At 51.1% G+C, this 16870-nt stretch carries 17 protein-coding genes; 12 read left to right on the forward strand and 5 right to left on the reverse strand.

Going from position 1 to position 16870, the window contains the following annotated elements:
* Window positions 1-146: 146 nt before the first annotated feature.
* Window positions 147-1520 (forward strand): MATE family efflux transporter, encoded by a 1374-nt coding sequence (locus ABWL39_RS19925; protein WP_367795686.1) that lies wholly within the window; start codon window positions 147-149, stop codon window positions 1518-1520.
* Window positions 1521-1737: 217 nt separating this feature from the next.
* Window positions 1738-2547 carry a substrate-binding periplasmic protein gene (locus ABWL39_RS19930; protein ID WP_367795689.1) on the forward strand — a complete coding sequence of 270 codons (810 nt, stop codon included), beginning with the start codon at window positions 1738-1740 and terminating at the stop codon, window positions 2545-2547.
* A gap of 21 nt (window positions 2548-2568) precedes the next feature.
* Here ABWL39_RS19930 and mnmH read toward each other — a convergent pair whose 3' ends face one another.
* Window positions 2569-3627, reverse strand: a complete 1059-nt coding sequence (gene mnmH / locus ABWL39_RS19935) for a tRNA 2-selenouridine(34) synthase MnmH (protein WP_367795692.1) — start codon at window positions 3625-3627, stop codon at window positions 2569-2571.
* Between mnmH and selD the strand changes: the two genes are divergently transcribed.
* On the forward strand, window positions 3628-4689 hold the full coding sequence (gene selD / locus ABWL39_RS19940) for a selenide, water dikinase SelD (RefSeq protein WP_367795695.1): 1062 nt from the start codon (window positions 3628-3630) through the stop codon (window positions 4687-4689). It begins immediately after the preceding gene.
* A 181-nt stretch (window positions 4690-4870) separates the two neighbouring features.
* On the opposite strand, the gene ABWL39_RS19945 is transcribed toward selD, so the two are convergent.
* Entirely contained in the window at window positions 4871-5764 is an 894-nt protein-coding gene (locus tag ABWL39_RS19945; protein ID WP_367795698.1) for a histone deacetylase, read from the reverse strand.
* Between the two features lie 275 nt (window positions 5765-6039).
* On the opposite strand from ABWL39_RS19945, the gene ABWL39_RS19950 reads away from it, so the two are divergent.
* Complete coding sequence (locus ABWL39_RS19950) at window positions 6040-7689, forward strand: GMC family oxidoreductase (protein ID WP_367795701.1); 1650 nt, start codon at window positions 6040-6042, stop codon at window positions 7687-7689.
* A 42-nt stretch (window positions 7690-7731) separates the two neighbouring features.
* On the opposite strand, the gene msrA is transcribed toward ABWL39_RS19950, so the two are convergent.
* Window positions 7732-8286 carry a peptide-methionine (S)-S-oxide reductase MsrA gene (gene msrA, locus ABWL39_RS19955; RefSeq protein ID WP_367795703.1) on the reverse strand — a complete coding sequence of 185 codons (555 nt, stop codon included), beginning with the start codon at window positions 8284-8286 and terminating at the stop codon, window positions 7732-7734.
* Window positions 8287-8379: 93 nt separating this feature from the next.
* On the opposite strand from msrA, the gene ABWL39_RS19960 reads away from it, so the two are divergent.
* Both ABWL39_RS19960 and ABWL39_RS19965 read left to right on the forward strand, forming a co-directional pair.
* Window positions 8380-9702 (forward strand): site-specific integrase, encoded by a 1323-nt coding sequence (locus ABWL39_RS19960; RefSeq protein WP_367795706.1) that lies wholly within the window; start codon window positions 8380-8382, stop codon window positions 9700-9702.
* Between the two features lie 56 nt (window positions 9703-9758).
* Complete coding sequence (locus ABWL39_RS19965; protein ID WP_367795709.1) at window positions 9759-10220, forward strand: hypothetical protein; 462 nt, start codon at window positions 9759-9761, stop codon at window positions 10218-10220.
* 141 nt (window positions 10221-10361) lie between these two features.
* Here the strand turns inward: ABWL39_RS19965 and ABWL39_RS19970 are convergent, their stop codons facing one another.
* Both ABWL39_RS19970 and ABWL39_RS19975 read right to left on the reverse strand, forming a co-directional pair.
* Window positions 10362-10595 carry a hypothetical protein gene (locus ABWL39_RS19970; RefSeq protein ID WP_367795712.1) on the reverse strand — a complete coding sequence of 78 codons (234 nt, stop codon included), beginning with the start codon at window positions 10593-10595 and terminating at the stop codon, window positions 10362-10364.
* Window positions 10596-10952: 357 nt separating this feature from the next.
* The gene (locus ABWL39_RS19975) at window positions 10953-12509 is read right to left on the reverse strand and encodes a replication endonuclease (RefSeq protein WP_367795715.1); all 1557 of its coding nucleotides are present in this window, start codon (window positions 12507-12509) and stop codon (window positions 10953-10955) included.
* Window positions 12510-12720: 211 nt separating this feature from the next.
* Between ABWL39_RS19975 and ABWL39_RS19980 the strand changes: the two genes are divergently transcribed.
* From ABWL39_RS19980 to ABWL39_RS20005, 6 genes are all read left to right on the forward strand, one after another.
* A complete protein-coding gene (locus tag ABWL39_RS19980) occupies window positions 12721-13011 on the forward strand; it encodes a hypothetical protein (protein WP_367795718.1) in 291 nt (96 codons plus the stop codon).
* Between the two features lie 9 nt (window positions 13012-13020).
* Window positions 13021-13293: a hypothetical protein gene (locus ABWL39_RS19985; RefSeq protein WP_367795721.1), complete on the forward strand. Its 273-nt coding sequence runs from the start codon at window positions 13021-13023 to the stop codon at window positions 13291-13293.
* A gap of 68 nt (window positions 13294-13361) precedes the next feature.
* Window positions 13362-13610 (forward strand): hypothetical protein, encoded by a 249-nt coding sequence (locus ABWL39_RS19990; RefSeq protein WP_367795724.1) that lies wholly within the window; start codon window positions 13362-13364, stop codon window positions 13608-13610.
* 192 nt (window positions 13611-13802) lie between these two features.
* A complete protein-coding gene (locus ABWL39_RS19995; protein ID WP_367795727.1) occupies window positions 13803-15449 on the forward strand; it encodes a hypothetical protein in 1647 nt (548 codons plus the stop codon).
* A 9-nt stretch (window positions 15450-15458) separates the two neighbouring features.
* Window positions 15459-15755 (forward strand): DUF2523 family protein, encoded by a 297-nt coding sequence (locus tag ABWL39_RS20000; RefSeq protein WP_367795730.1) that lies wholly within the window; start codon window positions 15459-15461, stop codon window positions 15753-15755.
* On the forward strand, window positions 15755-16843 hold the full coding sequence (locus ABWL39_RS20005; RefSeq protein ID WP_367795733.1) for a zonular occludens toxin domain-containing protein: 1089 nt from the start codon (window positions 15755-15757) through the stop codon (window positions 16841-16843). The genes ABWL39_RS20000 and ABWL39_RS20005 overlap by 1 nt, the downstream gene beginning before the upstream one ends.
* Window positions 16844-16870: the final 27 nt, after the last annotated feature.

Below are 16870 nucleotides of genomic sequence, written 5' to 3' on the forward strand. Positions count from 1 at the left end.
CCCCCCCCCCCCCCCCCCCCCCCCCCCCCCCCCCCCCCCCCCCCCCCCCCCCCCCCCCCCCCGGCATTGGGCCCGCGGCGACTACACATTCCCTACATGGCCGGGCGGGCGCAGAATGCAGGGCGTTGTCGTCACGCCCCGCCGCCATGTCCGATTCGCGCACCCGCCGCAGTCTTCTCTCCCTGGCCTGGCCCATCTTCGTCGAGCAGGCGCTGCACCTGACCGTCGGCATGGTCGACACCTTCATGGTCAGCCACATCTCCGACAACGCCGTCGCGGCGCTCGGCACGGCGAACCAGATCATCGCCATGAGCATCATCCTGTTCGGCTTCGTCGGCATCGGCACCAGCGTCGTCGTCACCCATCACCTCGGCGCCCGTGACCGCGAAGGCGCCGACCATATCGCGGTCACCGCCATCGGCGTCAACACCTGGCTGGGCCTGGCGCTCAGCCTGCTGGTGTATGCCTGTGCCGAGCCCCTGCTGCGGCTGATGCAGCTCAACGACAGCCTGCTGGCCTACGCCGTGCCCTTTCTGACGCTGATGGGCGGCACGCTGTTCCTCGAGGCGATGAACCTCGCCATATCGTCGGTGCTGCGCGCCCACGGCCACACGCGCGACCCGATGCTGGTGACGATAGGGCAGAACCTGGTCAACCTCGCCGGCAATGTGGTGCTGCTGTTCGGGCTGTTCGGCTTTCCCAGGATGGGCGTGGTCGGCGTGGCGCTGTCGACGGTGGTCAGCCGGCTGCTGGCCTGCCTCGCGCTCTGGCTGATCCTCGAATACCGCACCCGCCTCAGGCTCACCGCGCGCGATTTCTTCAACCTGTCGCGCGAGCGCCTTGCGCGCATCCTGCACATCGGCCTGCCGGCGGCGGGCGAGCAGATCAGCTGGTATCTGGCCTTCATGGTGGTCACGGCGTTCACCGCGCGCATGGGCGGGCAGGCGCTGGCGACGCAGTCCTACACCATGCAGCTGGTGATGATCGTGGTGCTGGCGAGTGTCGCCATCGGGCTCGCGACCGAGATCATGGTCGGCCATCTGGTCGGCGCGGGGCGCTTCGACGACGCCTACCGGCAGGCGCTGCGCAGCTTGCGCACCGGTTTCGGCGTGGCGCTGGTCGTGGTCGCAGGCGTGGCATTTGCCGCCCCGTGGCTGCTCGCGCTGTTTACCGACGACCCGGTGATCATCGCCACTGGCGCGCTGCTGATGCGCATCGGCCTGGTGCTGGAGCCCGGGCGGGTATTCAATCTGGTGGTGATCAATGCGCTGCGTGCCACCGGCGATGCGCGCTATCCGGTGATGATCGGCGCGGTATCGATGTGGAGCGTGCTGGCCTTCGGCTCGTGGCTGCTCGGCTCGCATTTCGGCTTCGGCCTGCCGGGGGTGTGGGTGGCGATGACGCTCGATGAGTGGCTGCGCGGGCTGTTGATGTACCGGCGCTGGAAACAGCGCAAATGGCTCAAGTACGCGGAACGAACCAGGGAAAAGGTGATTGCGGCAGGCGAGGGCGAGGCTTGAAAAAGGACAACCGGGGCGGCAACGAGGAGTAAACGAGGAGGGGACCGCCCCGGTATCTGGTGAAGTAGACCGGGCGCCCGTCGGAAAAGTTCAGCGATGTTGAAAGAATTTTTCGGCGGCTTCAAAAACCGGCGACCCCCGGCTGAATTGCCGCTGCCAGGAAGGGGCCGTCTGGTGGCCGCTACCGACCTCGTCTACATTGGTAAGCATGAGTCACTTGCCTGCTCCGTACCTGGTATCTGCCTGCCTGCTCTGGATGACGGCCATGTGCATGGGCGTCTCGCAGGCTGCCTGTCAGCGCACTTATGTCGTGGGGGTGTCGGATCTCGGCTATTCGGCCTTCTATGACGGCAAAACCCTGCGCGGCATCGCACCCGAGCTGGTGCACGAGCTGATGCGGCGAAGCGGCTGCCGGCTCGTACTCAGCTTTCGCCCGCGTGCCCGCGTCATGCAGGAATTTGCCGCCGGCACGTTGGATATCATCACCTCGGTGCAGCGCACGCCCGAGCGGGACCTGATCGGGGCATTCCTGCCTTACGCCTATACCGAGACCGACCTGGCGACGCCGGCCGCGTACAGCGGCATCACGTCGCTGGCGGCCTTCGCCGAGCGTAGCGGGCTGCAGCTCGGCGTGGTGCGCGGCATCTACTATGGCCGTCACGCCGGGGCGCTGATCGAATCGCTGGCCGACGCGGGCCGGCTGCAGTATTCGCCCGATTTCCAGAACCTGGCTGCGAAGCTGAATGGCGGCCGTATCCAGGGCGCCCTGTTTCCATTCACCATCCACGTCAAGCTGATGAACGACGGCGTGCTCGATGGCGGGACGGTGGTGACGGGCATACCGGAGGAAGAGCCGGCCTCGATCGGGCTCTATCTGAAACATGGCGAGGTGGCGCCAGCTGATGTCGAGCGGCTCAACAAGTGGCTGAAAGCACTGGTGCGGGAAGGCTGGGTCGAGCGGACCTATGCGAGCTATCTCGGCCGTGCGCAGGCGCGTCATCTGTTCCGCCTGGCACATCAACCGTGACAGGGTGCCCGGCGCACGGTGCTACCGCGCCAGCAGTTGCCTGGCGCTGTCGGCCAGCTGTGCCGTGTCGATCTGCGGCAGCTTGATCACCTGGGCCGATTCGAGCCGCGCGAAATGGTGCTTCATCGACTTGATATAGGCCGGGTCGTAGTGCTCCTGCAGCAGCGCGCCTACCAGCTCGGGCCAGGCCTGGCGCTCCACGAGCCCGCACCAGCGCTCGATGGTCTGCCGGCCGTGCAGCTCGGTCAGCCGTTGCAGGCGGTCGAGCAGCCAGTCGGGCTGCGTCAGCAGGTAGGCATAGTCGCGCAGCAGGAAATCCACCCGTGCCGCCAGCGGTGCGTCGATCACGATGCAGGGCGCGGCGCGGATGCTGTCGATCAGCGGCCGCGGCACGCGCAGGCTGCCCACCTTGCTGCTTTCCGACTCGACATAGACCAGCCGGGCCGGGTCGAAATCGAGCAGTTGCAGCAGCAACTGGCTTTCGAACATCTTCTGCGATGGCTGCTGCGCATCCGGCAACTGGCCCAGCACCGAGCCCTTGTGCCGCGCCAGCTGCTCCAGATCGAGCACCTGCCCGCCGGCGGCATGCAGCGCCTGCAATAGCGCGCTCTTGCCGCTGCCGGTGGGGCCGCAGACGGTGAGGTAGCGGAGCCGTTGCGGCAGGCTGTCGAGCTCGGCGTTCACCATGTGCCGATAGGTCTTGTAGCCGCCTTCGAGCTGCCGCGCCTGCCAGCCGATCTGGCTGAAGATGATGGTCATCGCACCGCTGCGCTTGCCGCCGCGCCAGCAGTAGATCAGCGGTTTCCAGTTTTTTGGCCTGGCGTGAAACAGCGTCTCGATGTGACGGGCGATATTGCGCGCCACCAGCGCGGCGCCCACCTTGTTGGCCTCGAACGGCGACACCTGCTTGTACAGCGTGCCGACGCGGATGCGCTCGTCGTCATCCAGTACCGGGCAGTTGATCGCGCCGGGGATGTGGTCCTCGGCAAACTCCGCCGGGGTGCGCACGTCGATGATCTCGTCAAACTGATCGAGCTGTGCTAGCGTCGCGCCGAGTGGATTTTTGCCGGGAGAACTCACGTGAGCGGCCAAGGTGGTTTGGAAAAAGTCAGGTTGACGCAATTTTCGCACGGTGGCGGCTGCGGCTGCAAAATTGCCCCGGGGCTGCTGAGCGAACTGCTGGCCAAATCGGGCGCCACTGCCTTGTTCCCGGACTTGCTGGTGGGCACCGAAACCAGTGACGACGCGGCGGTGTATCGCCTCAACGATGAGCAGGCGATCGTCGCGACGACCGACTTTTTCATGCCGATCGTCGACGATGCCTTCGACTTCGGCCGCATCGCCGCCACCAACGCCATTTCCGATGTCTACGCGATGGGCGGCAAGCCCATCCTCGCGCTGGCGATCGTCGGCATGCCGATCAACAAGCTGCCGGTGGCGACAATGCAGGACATCCTCGCCGGCGGCGCTGCCGTGTGCCGCGAGGCGGGCATCCCGATCGCCGGTGGCCATTCGATCGACTCGCCCGAGCCGATCTACGGCCTGGTGGCGCTCGGCCTGGTGCACCCGGACAAGGTGCGGCGCAACAGCGCGGCCCAAGCTGGCGACGTGCTGATTCTCGGCAAGGGGCTCGGCGTCGGCATCCTCTCAGCGGCGCTGAAGAAGGGCGAGCTGTCGGATGCCGGCTACGCCGAAATGATCGCCACCACCACGCAGTTGAACCGCGTCGGCGCTGATCTGGCCGAGCTGCCGGCCGTGCACGCGATCACCGATGTCACCGGCTTTGGCCTGCTCGGCCACACGCTGGAAATCTGCCGTGGCTCACGGCTCGGCGCCACCTTGCGCGCCCAGGCCCTGCCGGTGTTGCCGCAGGCGCTGCCCTGGGCCCAGGCAGGCTACGGCCCCGGCGCCATCGAGCGCAACTGGGCCAGCTATGGCCACGATGTCGATGTCGCAGCCGACGTGACCGAGTGGCAGCAGCGCCTGACGCTCGATCCGCAAACCAGCGGTGGCCTGCTGGTGGCCTGCGCCCCCGAGGCGGCGGAGCAGGTGCTGGCTTTGTTCCGCCAGCACGGTTTCGGCCATGCAGCGGTGGTGGGTTCGCTCAGCGAAGGGGCGCCACGGGTGGCCCTGGCCGGCTGACGGGCACTGGGCTGCAAGGCCCGCCGCTATTGGCTTGCAGGCTGGCCGCCAGTGCTTGCGCCGGGGCACGGTCATGAAATGCTGGTGCTGGCGTCATCCCTCTGTTGCGTTGGCTTTCCGCTCCAGGCCAGCTCTCGATACTTAATCAATAACAAGCCCGGCTTGAGAAGGCGAGGGGCGCTCAGCGTGCATGGCGCGTGACCGCCGCCCGCACCGTTTGTGCATGTACCGCTACCGTGGCGTCGATTGGCTCGGCATAGCCGCCGCCCATGGTGATGGCAAGCGGCACGCCATATCGCTGGCAGGCATCGAACACCATGGCATCGCGGGCGGCGAGGCCGGCCAGGGACAGCGCGAGCCGGCCCAGGCGGTCGGCGGCGAGCGGGTCGGCGCCAGCCAGGTAGATCACCAGATCGGGCCGGGCCGCCGCGAAGACGCCCGGCAGGGCGTGCGCCAGACAGTCCAGGTATTCGGTGTCGCCGGTGTCGTCCGCCAGCTCGATGTCGAGATCGCTCGCTTCCTTGCGGAACGGGAAATTCTTGCCGCCATGCATCGAGAAGGTGAAGTGGGCCGGGTCGTGACGCAGGATGGCGGCGGTGCCGTTGCCCTGATGCACGTCGAGATCGATCACCAGCCCGCGCCGGATCAGGCCCTCCTGCTGCATCACGCGCAGGGCGATGGCCGAGTCGTTGAACACGCAGTAGCCGCTGCCACGCTCGGCGTAGGCGTGGTGCGTGCCGCCGGCCAGATTGATGCCGCAGCCATGCAGCAGCGCCGAGCGGCAGGCGCCGATGGTCGCGCCGGCGGAGCGGCGCGAGCGCTCGACCATCTGTGCCGACCACGGAAAACCGATTTCGCGTATCTCCTTCGTGCTCAGCAGGCCCTGCTGCACGCGCCTGACGTAGTCCTCGCAATGGGCCAGGCCAAGCTCACGCTTACTGGCGGCATCCGGGACATGCAGGCGGTTTGTGGCAAAGCCGACGACCTGCTCGCGCAACAGCGAATACTTGCGCATCGGGAAGCGATGACCCGCCGGCAGCGGCAGCACGAAGTGATCGGTGTAGTAGATTTCCACGGCGCAAGCATATCTCATTCCGCGGCTTTCGCCGGCTTTTGCGCCTGGCTCAAGGCGGCATCTGCATGCGCTTGGCATGGCCTATTTCCTTATCAATATATCCGTCTTATGGGATAAATAGTCCGATCGTAAAACTGTCAAACATCTTGTGGTTTTTGCCGCCGGGATGGGGCTATCATGGTGCTGACAAGAGCGCGCCGGAACGCGCCGCAATACCATGCCTGGGCGGGCCTGCGAGCCCGGCCGGGGTGTCCAGACAATAGAGGAGACGGACGATGTACGATTATGTAGTCGTGGGTGGTGGCTCGGCCGGTTGTGTCGTGGCGGCGCGCCTGTCGGAAGACCCGGCAGTGCGGGTATGCCTGCTCGAAGCCGGGCCGGACGACACCAGCCCGCTGGTGCATGTGCCGGTTGGCGCTCTGGCCACCGTGCCACGCAAGCTGTTCAACTGGGCCTACGAATCGGTGCCGCAGCCCGGGCTCAAGGGGCGGCGCGGCTATCAGCCGCGCGGCAAGGTGCTGGGCGGCTCGAGCTGCATCAACGCGATGATCTATATCCGCGGCCACCGCTGGGATTACGACCATTGGGCCTCGCTGGGTAACCCTGGCTGGTCTTACGACGAAGTCCTGCCTTATTTCCTGAAAGCCGAGCATAACGAGCGCGGCGCCGACGCCTGGCACGCCACCGGCGGGCCGTTGAACGTGACCGACCTGCGCTCGCCGAGCCCGGTCGGCGGCCTGTTCATCGAGGCCGCCAAGCAGTCCGGCTATGCCTATACCCCCGATTTCAACGGCGCGAGCCAGGAAGGCGTGGGGCCGTATCAGGTCACCCAGGTCGGCGGCGAACGCTGCAGCGCGGCGCAGGCCTATCTGCGGCCGATCCGCAACCGCCCGAACCTCAACATCATTACCGATGCCCATGCGACGCGGGTGATCTTCGAGGGCAAGCGCGCGGTCGGCGTCGAATACCGGCGTGGCGGCCGTGTCTCGGTCGCCAAGGCGAGCCGCGAGGTGGTGCTCTCGGGCGGCGCTTTCGGCTCGCCGCAATTGCTGATGCTGTCCGGCATTGGCCGCGCCGAGCATCTGTCCGGGCTGGGCATTCCGGTCGTGCACGATCTGCCAGGCGTCGGCCAGAACCTGCAGGAACATCCCGACTACATCATGCTCTACAAGTCGCCGAGCAAGGATGTGCTCGGCATCACGCCCAGCGGCGTGATGCACGCGATGCGCGAGTGGCGGCGCTACCAGAAGGAGCGCACCGGCATGTTCACCAGCAATTTCGCCGAGGCCGGCGGCTTCATCAAGAGCGACCCGCACCTGGCGATCCCCGACCTGCAATGGCATTTCGTCATCGGCATGGTGGAGGACCACGCGCGCAAGGTGCGCTTCGGCTATGGCTACAGCTGCCATGTGTGCATCCTGCGCCCCAAGAGCCGCGGCGAGGTGACACTGGCGAGCCGCGATCCATACGCCAACCCGCTGATCGACATGGGCTACTACCGCGACGAGTCCGACCTCGATGCGATGGTCAAGGCCTTCAAGATCACGCGCAAGGTGATGGAGGCGCCGGCGCTGGCGCCGGTACGCGGCGAGGAGCAGGTCACCAAGCATCTGCGCAGCGATGATGAGATACGCGACATCATCCGCAGCCGTGGCGATGGCATCTACCACCCGGTCGGCACCTGCAAGATGGGTAACGATCCGATGGCCGTGGTCGATGCCGAGCTGCGCGTGCATGGTATCGAGGGGCTGCGCGTGGTCGATGCCTCGATCATGCCCACGCTGATCGGCGGCAACACCAACGCGCCGGCCATCATGATCGGCGAGAAGGCGGCGGACATGATCAAGCAGGCCGCGACCACCCCCTCCTTTCTGAACGTTGCCAACCCGGCGACCCGTCGCGAAACCTCCGAGGCCACCGCCTGAGGCAGCCCCGGACGCCCTGGCCAGAGGTTGTCTGGCCAGGGCTCAGCGCTTGAGGCGGGCGGCGAAGCTGGCGCGCGCCTTGGCGACCTTGGGCGCGACCACGAGCTGGCAATAGGGCTGGCCGGGGTGGTTCTCGAAGTAGTGCTGGTGATATTGCTCGGCCGGGTAGAAGGTGACGGCGCGTTCGAGTTGCGTGACGATGGGCTGGAACCATAGCCCGGCGTGCTGCAGCGCCGCGATTTTGGTGCGGGCCGCGTCGAGCTGCGCCTCGTCGTGGTGGAAGATGGCCGAGCGGTACTGCGTGCCGACGTCGTTGCCCTGCCGGTTCAGCGTGGTCGGGTCGTGTATCGTGAAGAACACGTCCAGCAGGTCATCGTAGCCGATCTCGGCGGGGTCGAAACGGATCTGCACCGCCTCGGCATGGCCGCTCTTGCCCGAGCAGACGGCCTCGTAGTCAGGCTTGTCCTGATGTCCGCCGATATAGCCCGAGACCACGGCCTGCACGCCGCGCAGGTTTTCGAAGACGGCTTCCAGGCACCAGAAGCAGCCTCCACCTAAAGTTATCGTCTCAAGCTTCTTAACCTGTTGATTTTCCATAGATTTTGCTCCCAGGTTGCTTCTCAAACACTTGCCAAAAATGGTCTTTTGACATAGACTTTTGCCAAAGATTTTCCAAAAACTGGAGCCACTATGTCAGCACTCCCACGGGGGATCACCTCTGTTAAATGGAAGAATACAACCAAATCCAAAGAAAAACAGAACAAGTATCGGGTTCGTGTTCAGAAGAAAGTTGACGGTCAGCCAGTCAAGATTGATCAGCTTTTTGACACTCTTCAAGAAGCTATTGACTGTCTCAACGACTTCAAGTCAAAAGCTGGAACCTATCTTTTGACTACTCTTGAAAAACACCAAGAGGAAGAACGAAAGAAGATTTCCGACTTTATCTCTTCCCCTCCACTTTCTTTTTATATTAAAAAATATATTGAGGAAAAGGTTGAGACTCGTCCTAAAGACACCCAAACACAACGAAGGAATATTTCTACAATAAAATCCTTCTTCAATACAATTCAGAACACCAAGATTCCAGACACTAAGGATTCAGTTGTATCCCCTCTTCTGAATGCTGGAGGTTTGCTTTCACTAATGGCAAATAAAGCTCTTGAGAGTTCAGATTCGAAACGACCTTTCGGAGAGTTTAAGCCTCAAGAAGTCTCTTACATTGAAATCAATGCTTATATTAAAGAACGGTTGAAGTATGTTAAAAAAATCTCAGTCTCAAGAGAGTTAACTTTTATTAAGAAGCTTTTTGATCAATTAAAAAATTACGATACAAAGTTCAAAGGGATTCCGAATCCCGTTCCTGAACATGATAAAGAACTTCTAGTTAATAGAGACACAGCTTCAAAAAATTCTTATCGCCTCTCCAACGAAGACAAAGAAACACTCTTTGAAGCCCTCTCCAAATATCCAAATTGGGAGCTTGAGGCAATCAGCTTACTTTCTTATTATTGCGGTTTTCGTAGAAGTGAGATTGTTCCTCTGAAATGGGAACAAGTTCACCTTGAGGAAAATTATATACAGCTTTATCAAACAAAGTCAGGACACCCCCGAAAAGTCTACATTCTCAAGGAAGCGAAAGAAATCCTTGAAAAAATTCCTCGCACTAATGGAGATAGGCTTTTTTCATACACAGTTCTAGGCTTCTCAGGTTCTTTTGATAAGTTGATTGAAAATCTGGGACTTAGAAAAAAAGGCTTTAGATTCCACTTCTTTAGACGAGAAGCTATTTCAAATCTTGTCTTTAATTTGGGTCAAGCTACTGGCACGAATGGAGCTGATTTTTCAATCCTCATTTCTGAACTTCTTGGGATTGATAATGTGAGGACTCTTGAGAAGAATCATATAAATCAACTCCCACCCACTCAACTCACTTCACAACAAGAAGTAATGAAGTCAATAGGACACAACAACAAGCAAACTACAAAGAGATATTCAAGAATAAAAATCCGTTGACGTCTTTCTTTGTACTGCTATGATGTCTACACCTTAACCACCCAAGAGGGTAAATCATGACCAAAGAAGCCACCGTCAAGAAGACTGCTGAAGTTGAACAAGTCTCGGAACAAGTTACCGAAAACAAAGAACCTACTTTTCAAGAACTGATGGAGCTTGTTTCTACTGGCAAGGCTACAGCACTTCAGAAAATCAAGTTCTCTCAAATGCTTGCAAAGTCTGCACAGGAAGAGGCAGAGAATGAAAAGGCTTCCAAGGTTAAGGAAATTGATGACTTTATCGCAAAGTCTGGTCTTACTTTTTCTGAATATTTGAAGTTCAAAAAGCCCGCACCGTCCAACGAAATCATTTTTGAATGGACTGACGAAGCAGGAAAGACACACACCAAGATTAAAGGTACTAAAGGAAAATGGGCTTCTAAGTCTGTTGTTATCTCTAATCTTACCAAAGAGAAAGCTTTGTCTTATGCCAAAGGAGAAGACGGTAAAAAGTTTGTTGAAGGCTTGTACTCCAAGTAATCAACACCACTCAAAACAAAGGGACTCAATTGAGTCCCTTTTTTATTACCTGTCCCATATCTCTTTGAACCCTTTTACGATAAGATAGATTCCCAAAAACAATGACAACATGCATACAAATATAAATAAAGCTTCCATGATTTACCCCCTATTAGCTCTTCTTCTTTCTTCCCTTTCATATTCTCTATCCGAATCCGCATTCAGATAAGCAACTGAATTTGACCCAATTCCTCTATCTCCCAAGAATAAAATTATAGTGTTTATATTATTCATTATCACATAATAACCCGCTATAACTCCAGCCAATGTCAATACCACCAATATAACTCCATTGAATGACACAGGCAAGGTTAAAATTGAATAGTCTACTTCCATAATTTCTCCTTATAATATTCCTTGATTTTTTAGACTCTCAAGGAATCTATCTTTTATAAAGTAGATTCTTTGTCCTTTTCTGTTTATCTTGTAGCCGTATTCTATATTGCTCAGTTCCGCATATCTAAATGAGAGAAATCTCCACTCTCCCAAAGATATAAAAGAGCAATCCATAATGTCAAATTCTATTGTTTTCATGATCTATCCTTTTAAGTCATAATTAATTAAATCAAATTCTTAAGGAATGTCAATCACAAAAAAAGGAAGGACTGCCCGCCCCATGGACGGACAGCCCTCCGTTTTTTTGTGATTGACTAATTCCTTTTATTTATCTTAAATTATTTTACTTTTTAGGATTTATCTTGAAAAATTCAACGGCATTCGTTCAAACAACCAATCAAAATAGCTTTGTTCTTCTAGAAAGGCCGCTTCGCGGTCTTTCCTTGAATAATTATGATTAAGTATAACCAAACCTAACAAAGAACATATCTCTTCTTTTCTCTTCAAAGCGACTTTTGAATAAATATCTTTTCTCTCTTCTTTTACCTCAAGAGCATTTCTAACAAGAGAAAAGAATTTCTTCATAAATAATTTCCCTTTGAATTTACAGCCTGAAAATATTCTCAATCCGTCTTCATTTACAGCATACACATTTTCAAACATGTCAAAAATTCCTTGAACAAGCAACTCAAAAAGATTGTTTTCTTTCACAAGAATAGCCACTTGCTCAGGAAGATTCATGTCCTTTAGATTTCTCGCTATGAATCTGAACTTTGTAAGACAGTTCTCAATTCCGAAGAATGAGAACCCTCTAATAAAATTGTAGCTTCTAAAGGCATTATTTAAGATTGCGTTTTTGTCTTCTTTGGATACTTTTTCAAGGTCAATGGAATTATCAAAGCTTGTAATACTCTTCATTACATACTTGAAGACATAAGAAGAAGCTTTTGCTTGTCCGTTGTTCACTCTGAAGCTTCCTTCATTCATATTGTTGAAGGTAAATTGAAAAGCTTCTCTTAACTGTTCTACAAGCTCAGGAGAACAGAAAAAAAGCATGTGTTTATGAAGAACACCGTCTTTATGAGCTTCAGCACTGGAACACCCATGATAATCACGGCCAGCTTTGATCCCTCTTTTGGCAAGCAATGAACGAACTCTCTTGATATTTTCATTCAGAAGCTTCGCGGACTCTCTTGGACTTACTCCGTTGTATGTGTTCTTTCCCTTCAATGGATTAGGGTGATACTCACCAGGTAAGGTCAAAGTTATGAAGCACCATGTCCACCCCTTTTCCTCAGCAAGTCTCTCTTGAACATTCAACAAGTTCAACTTCTCCGCAACTGATTGCTCTGAAGTCTTCACACAGTCAGCAAGAGACAAAACTTTCTTGTCAGCACTGACGACCTTACTATTCTTAATGAACTCAAATTCTTTTTTCTTAGCTTGTTTGAATTCATTAAAAATAGTATTACATGTGTATTTAGCTTTTTTCTTTCCTGTTAATTTCAATAAAACAGAGGCGTGAAATAAATTATGTTTTCTCTCTCTGTTTAATTTTTGCCTTCCCTTTGTTGAAGCTTGTTCGTAAATCTCACTTTCTTTTATATTGCATTTGCTCAAGTTTTCTAGATTGAATGTCTTGAAGTACAAATCTACAGACATTAAATAGCTTGTTAAATCTCCCTTGAACTGATTTTTAACATACCAAAGAACTTCGTCTTTCAAATCCACTGGAATGAATGAAAGCTTTGCTTCGTTAATTCTTTTTGATAAATGTTCCTCAGCCTTGTTCTTGAAAGTCTTTTTTACTTCGGCAAGCTTGAACTCTGATTCTTTGACAGTCCATGAGAATTTATTCAATAAATATTCTCTTAAACTCTTGATTTTTGATTTTTCTTCTTTATAATTATTCATAACAATAGCCTTTATTCTATTTAATTTTTGTTCTGGTAAAACTAATATTAAAAGAATAAAACTAAAAATCAAGAGCCTTCGGGCTCTTTTTTTTCGTCTAAATTATTTTCAATTATTTTTCCCCGATCTATTGACAATCAATTTTCTTTTATTAATTTAGTTAGAGTCTGGTCAAAGAATCAGCAATCAACTAACTTATATGGGGAAAATTATGAAATTAAAATCTACTATCACAGTATTAAAACTTCAAGACTATGCTTTTAAGAACTCCGTTTCTGGAGAAGAAATAAAAGGCTCAACAATCACATTCATGGGCGACGACATGGTTTCCCACACAACTTCAGTCAAGAACGAGACTCTTGATCTTTTTAAGAAAAGCCCTCTTCCAGCCGTCTTTGAATGTGAGCTTGAGCCAATAATCAAGCAAGTCTTGAATCAGAAAGCTCAATTGAAGTTCACAGTTCATTCAGCTAAGTTCTTAAAAGAAGTCAAATTTTCTTAAGGAACTGACATGACTATCGGCTCAGTTCAAAAAATAATCGTCTGCCAGTCTTCCACTGGTTCAACTGGTTCAATATGTGGAAATGATTTCACTCCAGTTGTTCAAGAGGCTTATGTTTTGAACACCGAATCAGAAACACAAATAGAAATAATATCCAAACCTTGGGATATACAACAATCCTCTGCCTTGTTCTCAGTTGTATTTATCTCAACGGTTGGATTTTTTCTATTCACAAGAGCTATCGGCTCAATCTTGGAATTTATTAAGGCTCATGCTAAATGATCCTTAAAGATAGACTTGTTGGCTTAACCAACTAAATAACAATAATTTTTAAATAAAGGAGAAAAGAAATGAAATTGTTAAATAAATTAAACGACTATAAAAATCAAGTAATCGGTGGAGCTATGGTCTTAGCTACTACTCTTCCAGCATTCGCAGAAGGTACAGACCCTGACTACTCTACTTTAACCAGTGCTGTTAACTTCACTGCAATCATTGCTGTTGTTTTAGGTTTAGCTGGTGTTGTTGCTGGCTGGATTTTAGTTAAAAACAATATCGGAAGTATCTTGGGCTTCATCAGACGTTTCACAAGAGGTTAATTCCCCAAAAAATAAAGAAGCCCCGAAAGGGGCTTTTTTATTGACAAATGCTTTTTATTCATTAATTTAATTAGAACACTTATGGGGATCAATCATGTTTATAACTATACAGAACTTATACGACTTCGCTTTTTTTAACTGGGCTTTACTTTGCTCTTATATAGTCATTGAGAGCTTCAAAAGGGGGTTCTAATGAAAAACACAAAAAAAGTCCTCCCTTCATTATTAATCTTTTCCTTGCTTTCTTCAAATATTCAGCAAGCTATGGCTCTACCTAATTTCAGTCAGCTATCTAAGGCCGTTGCTGGAACCTCTCAGATAGGAAATATGTTGATAAAACAAATCGCTGTTCTTAAAGCTTCTCAAGTTTTACGAAACACAGCACCAGCAACAACACAAGCCGAGAAGGATGCAAGGGATGCATTACTTCAAAAAATGTTTGATAAAGCCACTATGGACGAACTTTATCCCCCTACTCCAACAGCTACAGAATTTGTTCAAAATCCCGCAATATCAACCGAAGTCAGTAAGACTGTTAGAAATTTATATGACTCAGCTTCAAAGGAAGTCATTGAATCAGGAAATCCCGTCATATCTCTTTCAGAAGTCATCAGAGCTATTACTTCAAGAACTTCTCAGTATGCTGTCTTGGGTGGAGGTCTTCTTTGGCTTACATGGAATACAAACGGAGTTTATGGTCCTACCCTTGTAAATAAACTTAAGTACGACAAAATTCCTCAATCTCTTTCTACATTTAAATCTAAGAAATTATTGATAGGCGATCAACTCTACACTTTTGAGAATTCAACTTATACACCAACTAACCCCGTTGTTTCTTTCTCTTCTCCAGAGTTAGCCTTTGCTGTTAGATACGATCAAATGTATCAAGCTCAACTCACAAACCTAACTTGTACCACACCAAATGCAACAACAGGCTTAATGAGTTGCGACGGAATATTTTTAAGGAATGGAAGCTCAATCAACTTCACAGGAAGTCAGCTTTATGCACTTCCAACAAATAAAAGTCCTCTTCAGTGTGATCCTATGGCTGTCATAGTTTCTGGAGCTAGTTGTAGTTATGCCTCTATTCCTTACATTCCTCAAGAGTCATATTTTGGAAGTTCTTTTGGTACTTGGACTTCAAATGTCGCAACTACCAATGAGTTAGATAATGCTACAGACGAAGAAGCACAATCAAAACTTGATCCTAGAACAGTCGTAGCTATTGCTAATGCAATTGATAACGACGCGATTTCTCAAGGAAAAGCCAGCCCTAGTCCTTACGGTCAATTAACTAATGACGATTATGTTTATGCTCAAAAAGTCTTGAACAATAATCCTTCTCCTGAAATGGGGAATGTCCTTGAGCCAATGACACCCGTTCAAATGTTCTCAGGAACTGCCGTCAGTGGTGGCACTAACACAGGAGGAAACACAGGAGGCAGTACAGGAGGTGGTACAGGTGGTGGCTCAGACCCCAACCCTGACCCTAATCCTGACCCAAATCCCGACCCTAACCCCAATCCTGACCCTAATAACGGAGGTTCAGGAACAACCATCCCAGCAGGTCCTAGCTACAGCCCTCCAGACCTCACACCTCCAACCATAGCCATGATTCTTGATCCGTTCTTGAATCTCATGCCTAGCTTAAGAAAGTTCACTGTCCCAGGTCATTCAATTGAATGTCCTCCTTGGAGTCTTCACTTCACTTTCATGGGGCAAGAATTCGGAGGGGACTTTACTTATCACTGTGAATTAGCACAACAAAAGCGATCAGAAATTAGATCCTTCATGGTTATCTTCTTCACAATTATGGTTGTGTTTATATTTTTAATGTAAGGAGATAACATGTCATTTGTTGCTATTATTATTTCAGGATTGAATGCTATTTTAGGATGGTTGTTAAGGACTATCGTAATTAAATTCGTCTTCTTTACCGCTCTTTTTGTTTTGGCTTCTGAAGCTATCTCTTATCTTTCCAATGCGGGAATATTTCCAGACGGAAGCTCAATATCAACAGCACTTCAATCTCTTTCTCCTTCTGTCTGGTGGGGACTTGATTTATTTGCTTTTGATATTGGTTTTCCAATGATCCTCTCAGCATTCACCCTAAGATGGATAATTAAATTTATGAGGGGAATGTAATGGCTATCTTTGCTTATACTGGATTAATGGGTCATGGGAAAACTTATCAAGCCGTCAAGTCTGTTGTTGTTCCCAAATATAAAGCTGGCTACAACATAAAGACAAATATCTCAGGCTTGAATGAGGAAAATATCAAAGAATATATTCTCAAGCATGACCCCGAATATGATCCAAAAAACTTCGGAACAATTCATTTTTTCAATGAAGACGATCCTCAGAAAGACGGCTTTTTTCCGTCTGAAGTTGAGAGATTAAACACTGAGACAAATGAACTTGAGAAGGTTGTACTTCCTGGAATCTGCCAGCCTGGCGATCTCATTATTGTTGACGAGGCTTGGCAATATTGGGACTCAGGCTTTAGCTTTCCCAAGAATCACATAAATTTTTTTAGATACATGAGGCACTTCGTTAACTCAAAAGGCCATACAAGCGATCTAGTCATTATTACTCAGGACATTTCAACCATAGATAGGCAATTGAAGAAGCTTGTTGAAATGACCTTTTACACCAATAAGCCAAAAATGTTGACCTCAGATAGATTTAATCTGACTATCTATCAAGGCTCTTCTTTGAGAAAAACAAACATGATTTCTCATGGAACACTTCCACAAAAATACGACCCCGAGATTTTTCCTCTCTATAAATCTTACACACAAGAAAATGCCCAAGAGGAACTAGTTGACGGAAGAATAGTCTTTTGGAAATCAAAGCCTTTTATTTTCTCAATGGCTTTTGCATTTCTTTTAATGGCTTTAGGGCTTTTTAAAGTAATATCCTTTTTTAATGGAGGTGCAATCTCTGACAAAAGCAAGAAAGAGGTTCACTCAAAAGAACATGACTCAACAAAGGAAAAAGGGACACCAAAGGGAGGGACTTCTTCCCCCATAGGAACAACTCCCGTCCCTCTTTCCACACCTGCAAGCACAGACAAAAAGATTACTGTTCTATTTTATAAGAATAATAATTTGATTGTTGGCTTCAAATCACAAGATAAAGACTCAAAAACAGAATACCGTTTTAATCCAGATTGTTCAGGATTCGGAAGATTTATCACATGTAATATTGACAATAAGAAAATTTCCTTTTAAATGAGTTATATCATTTATGGGGAAATA

The organism is Chitinivorax sp. PXF-14 (assembly GCF_040812015.1).
Taxonomy (GTDB): domain Bacteria; phylum Pseudomonadota; class Gammaproteobacteria; order Burkholderiales; family SCOH01; genus JBFNXJ01.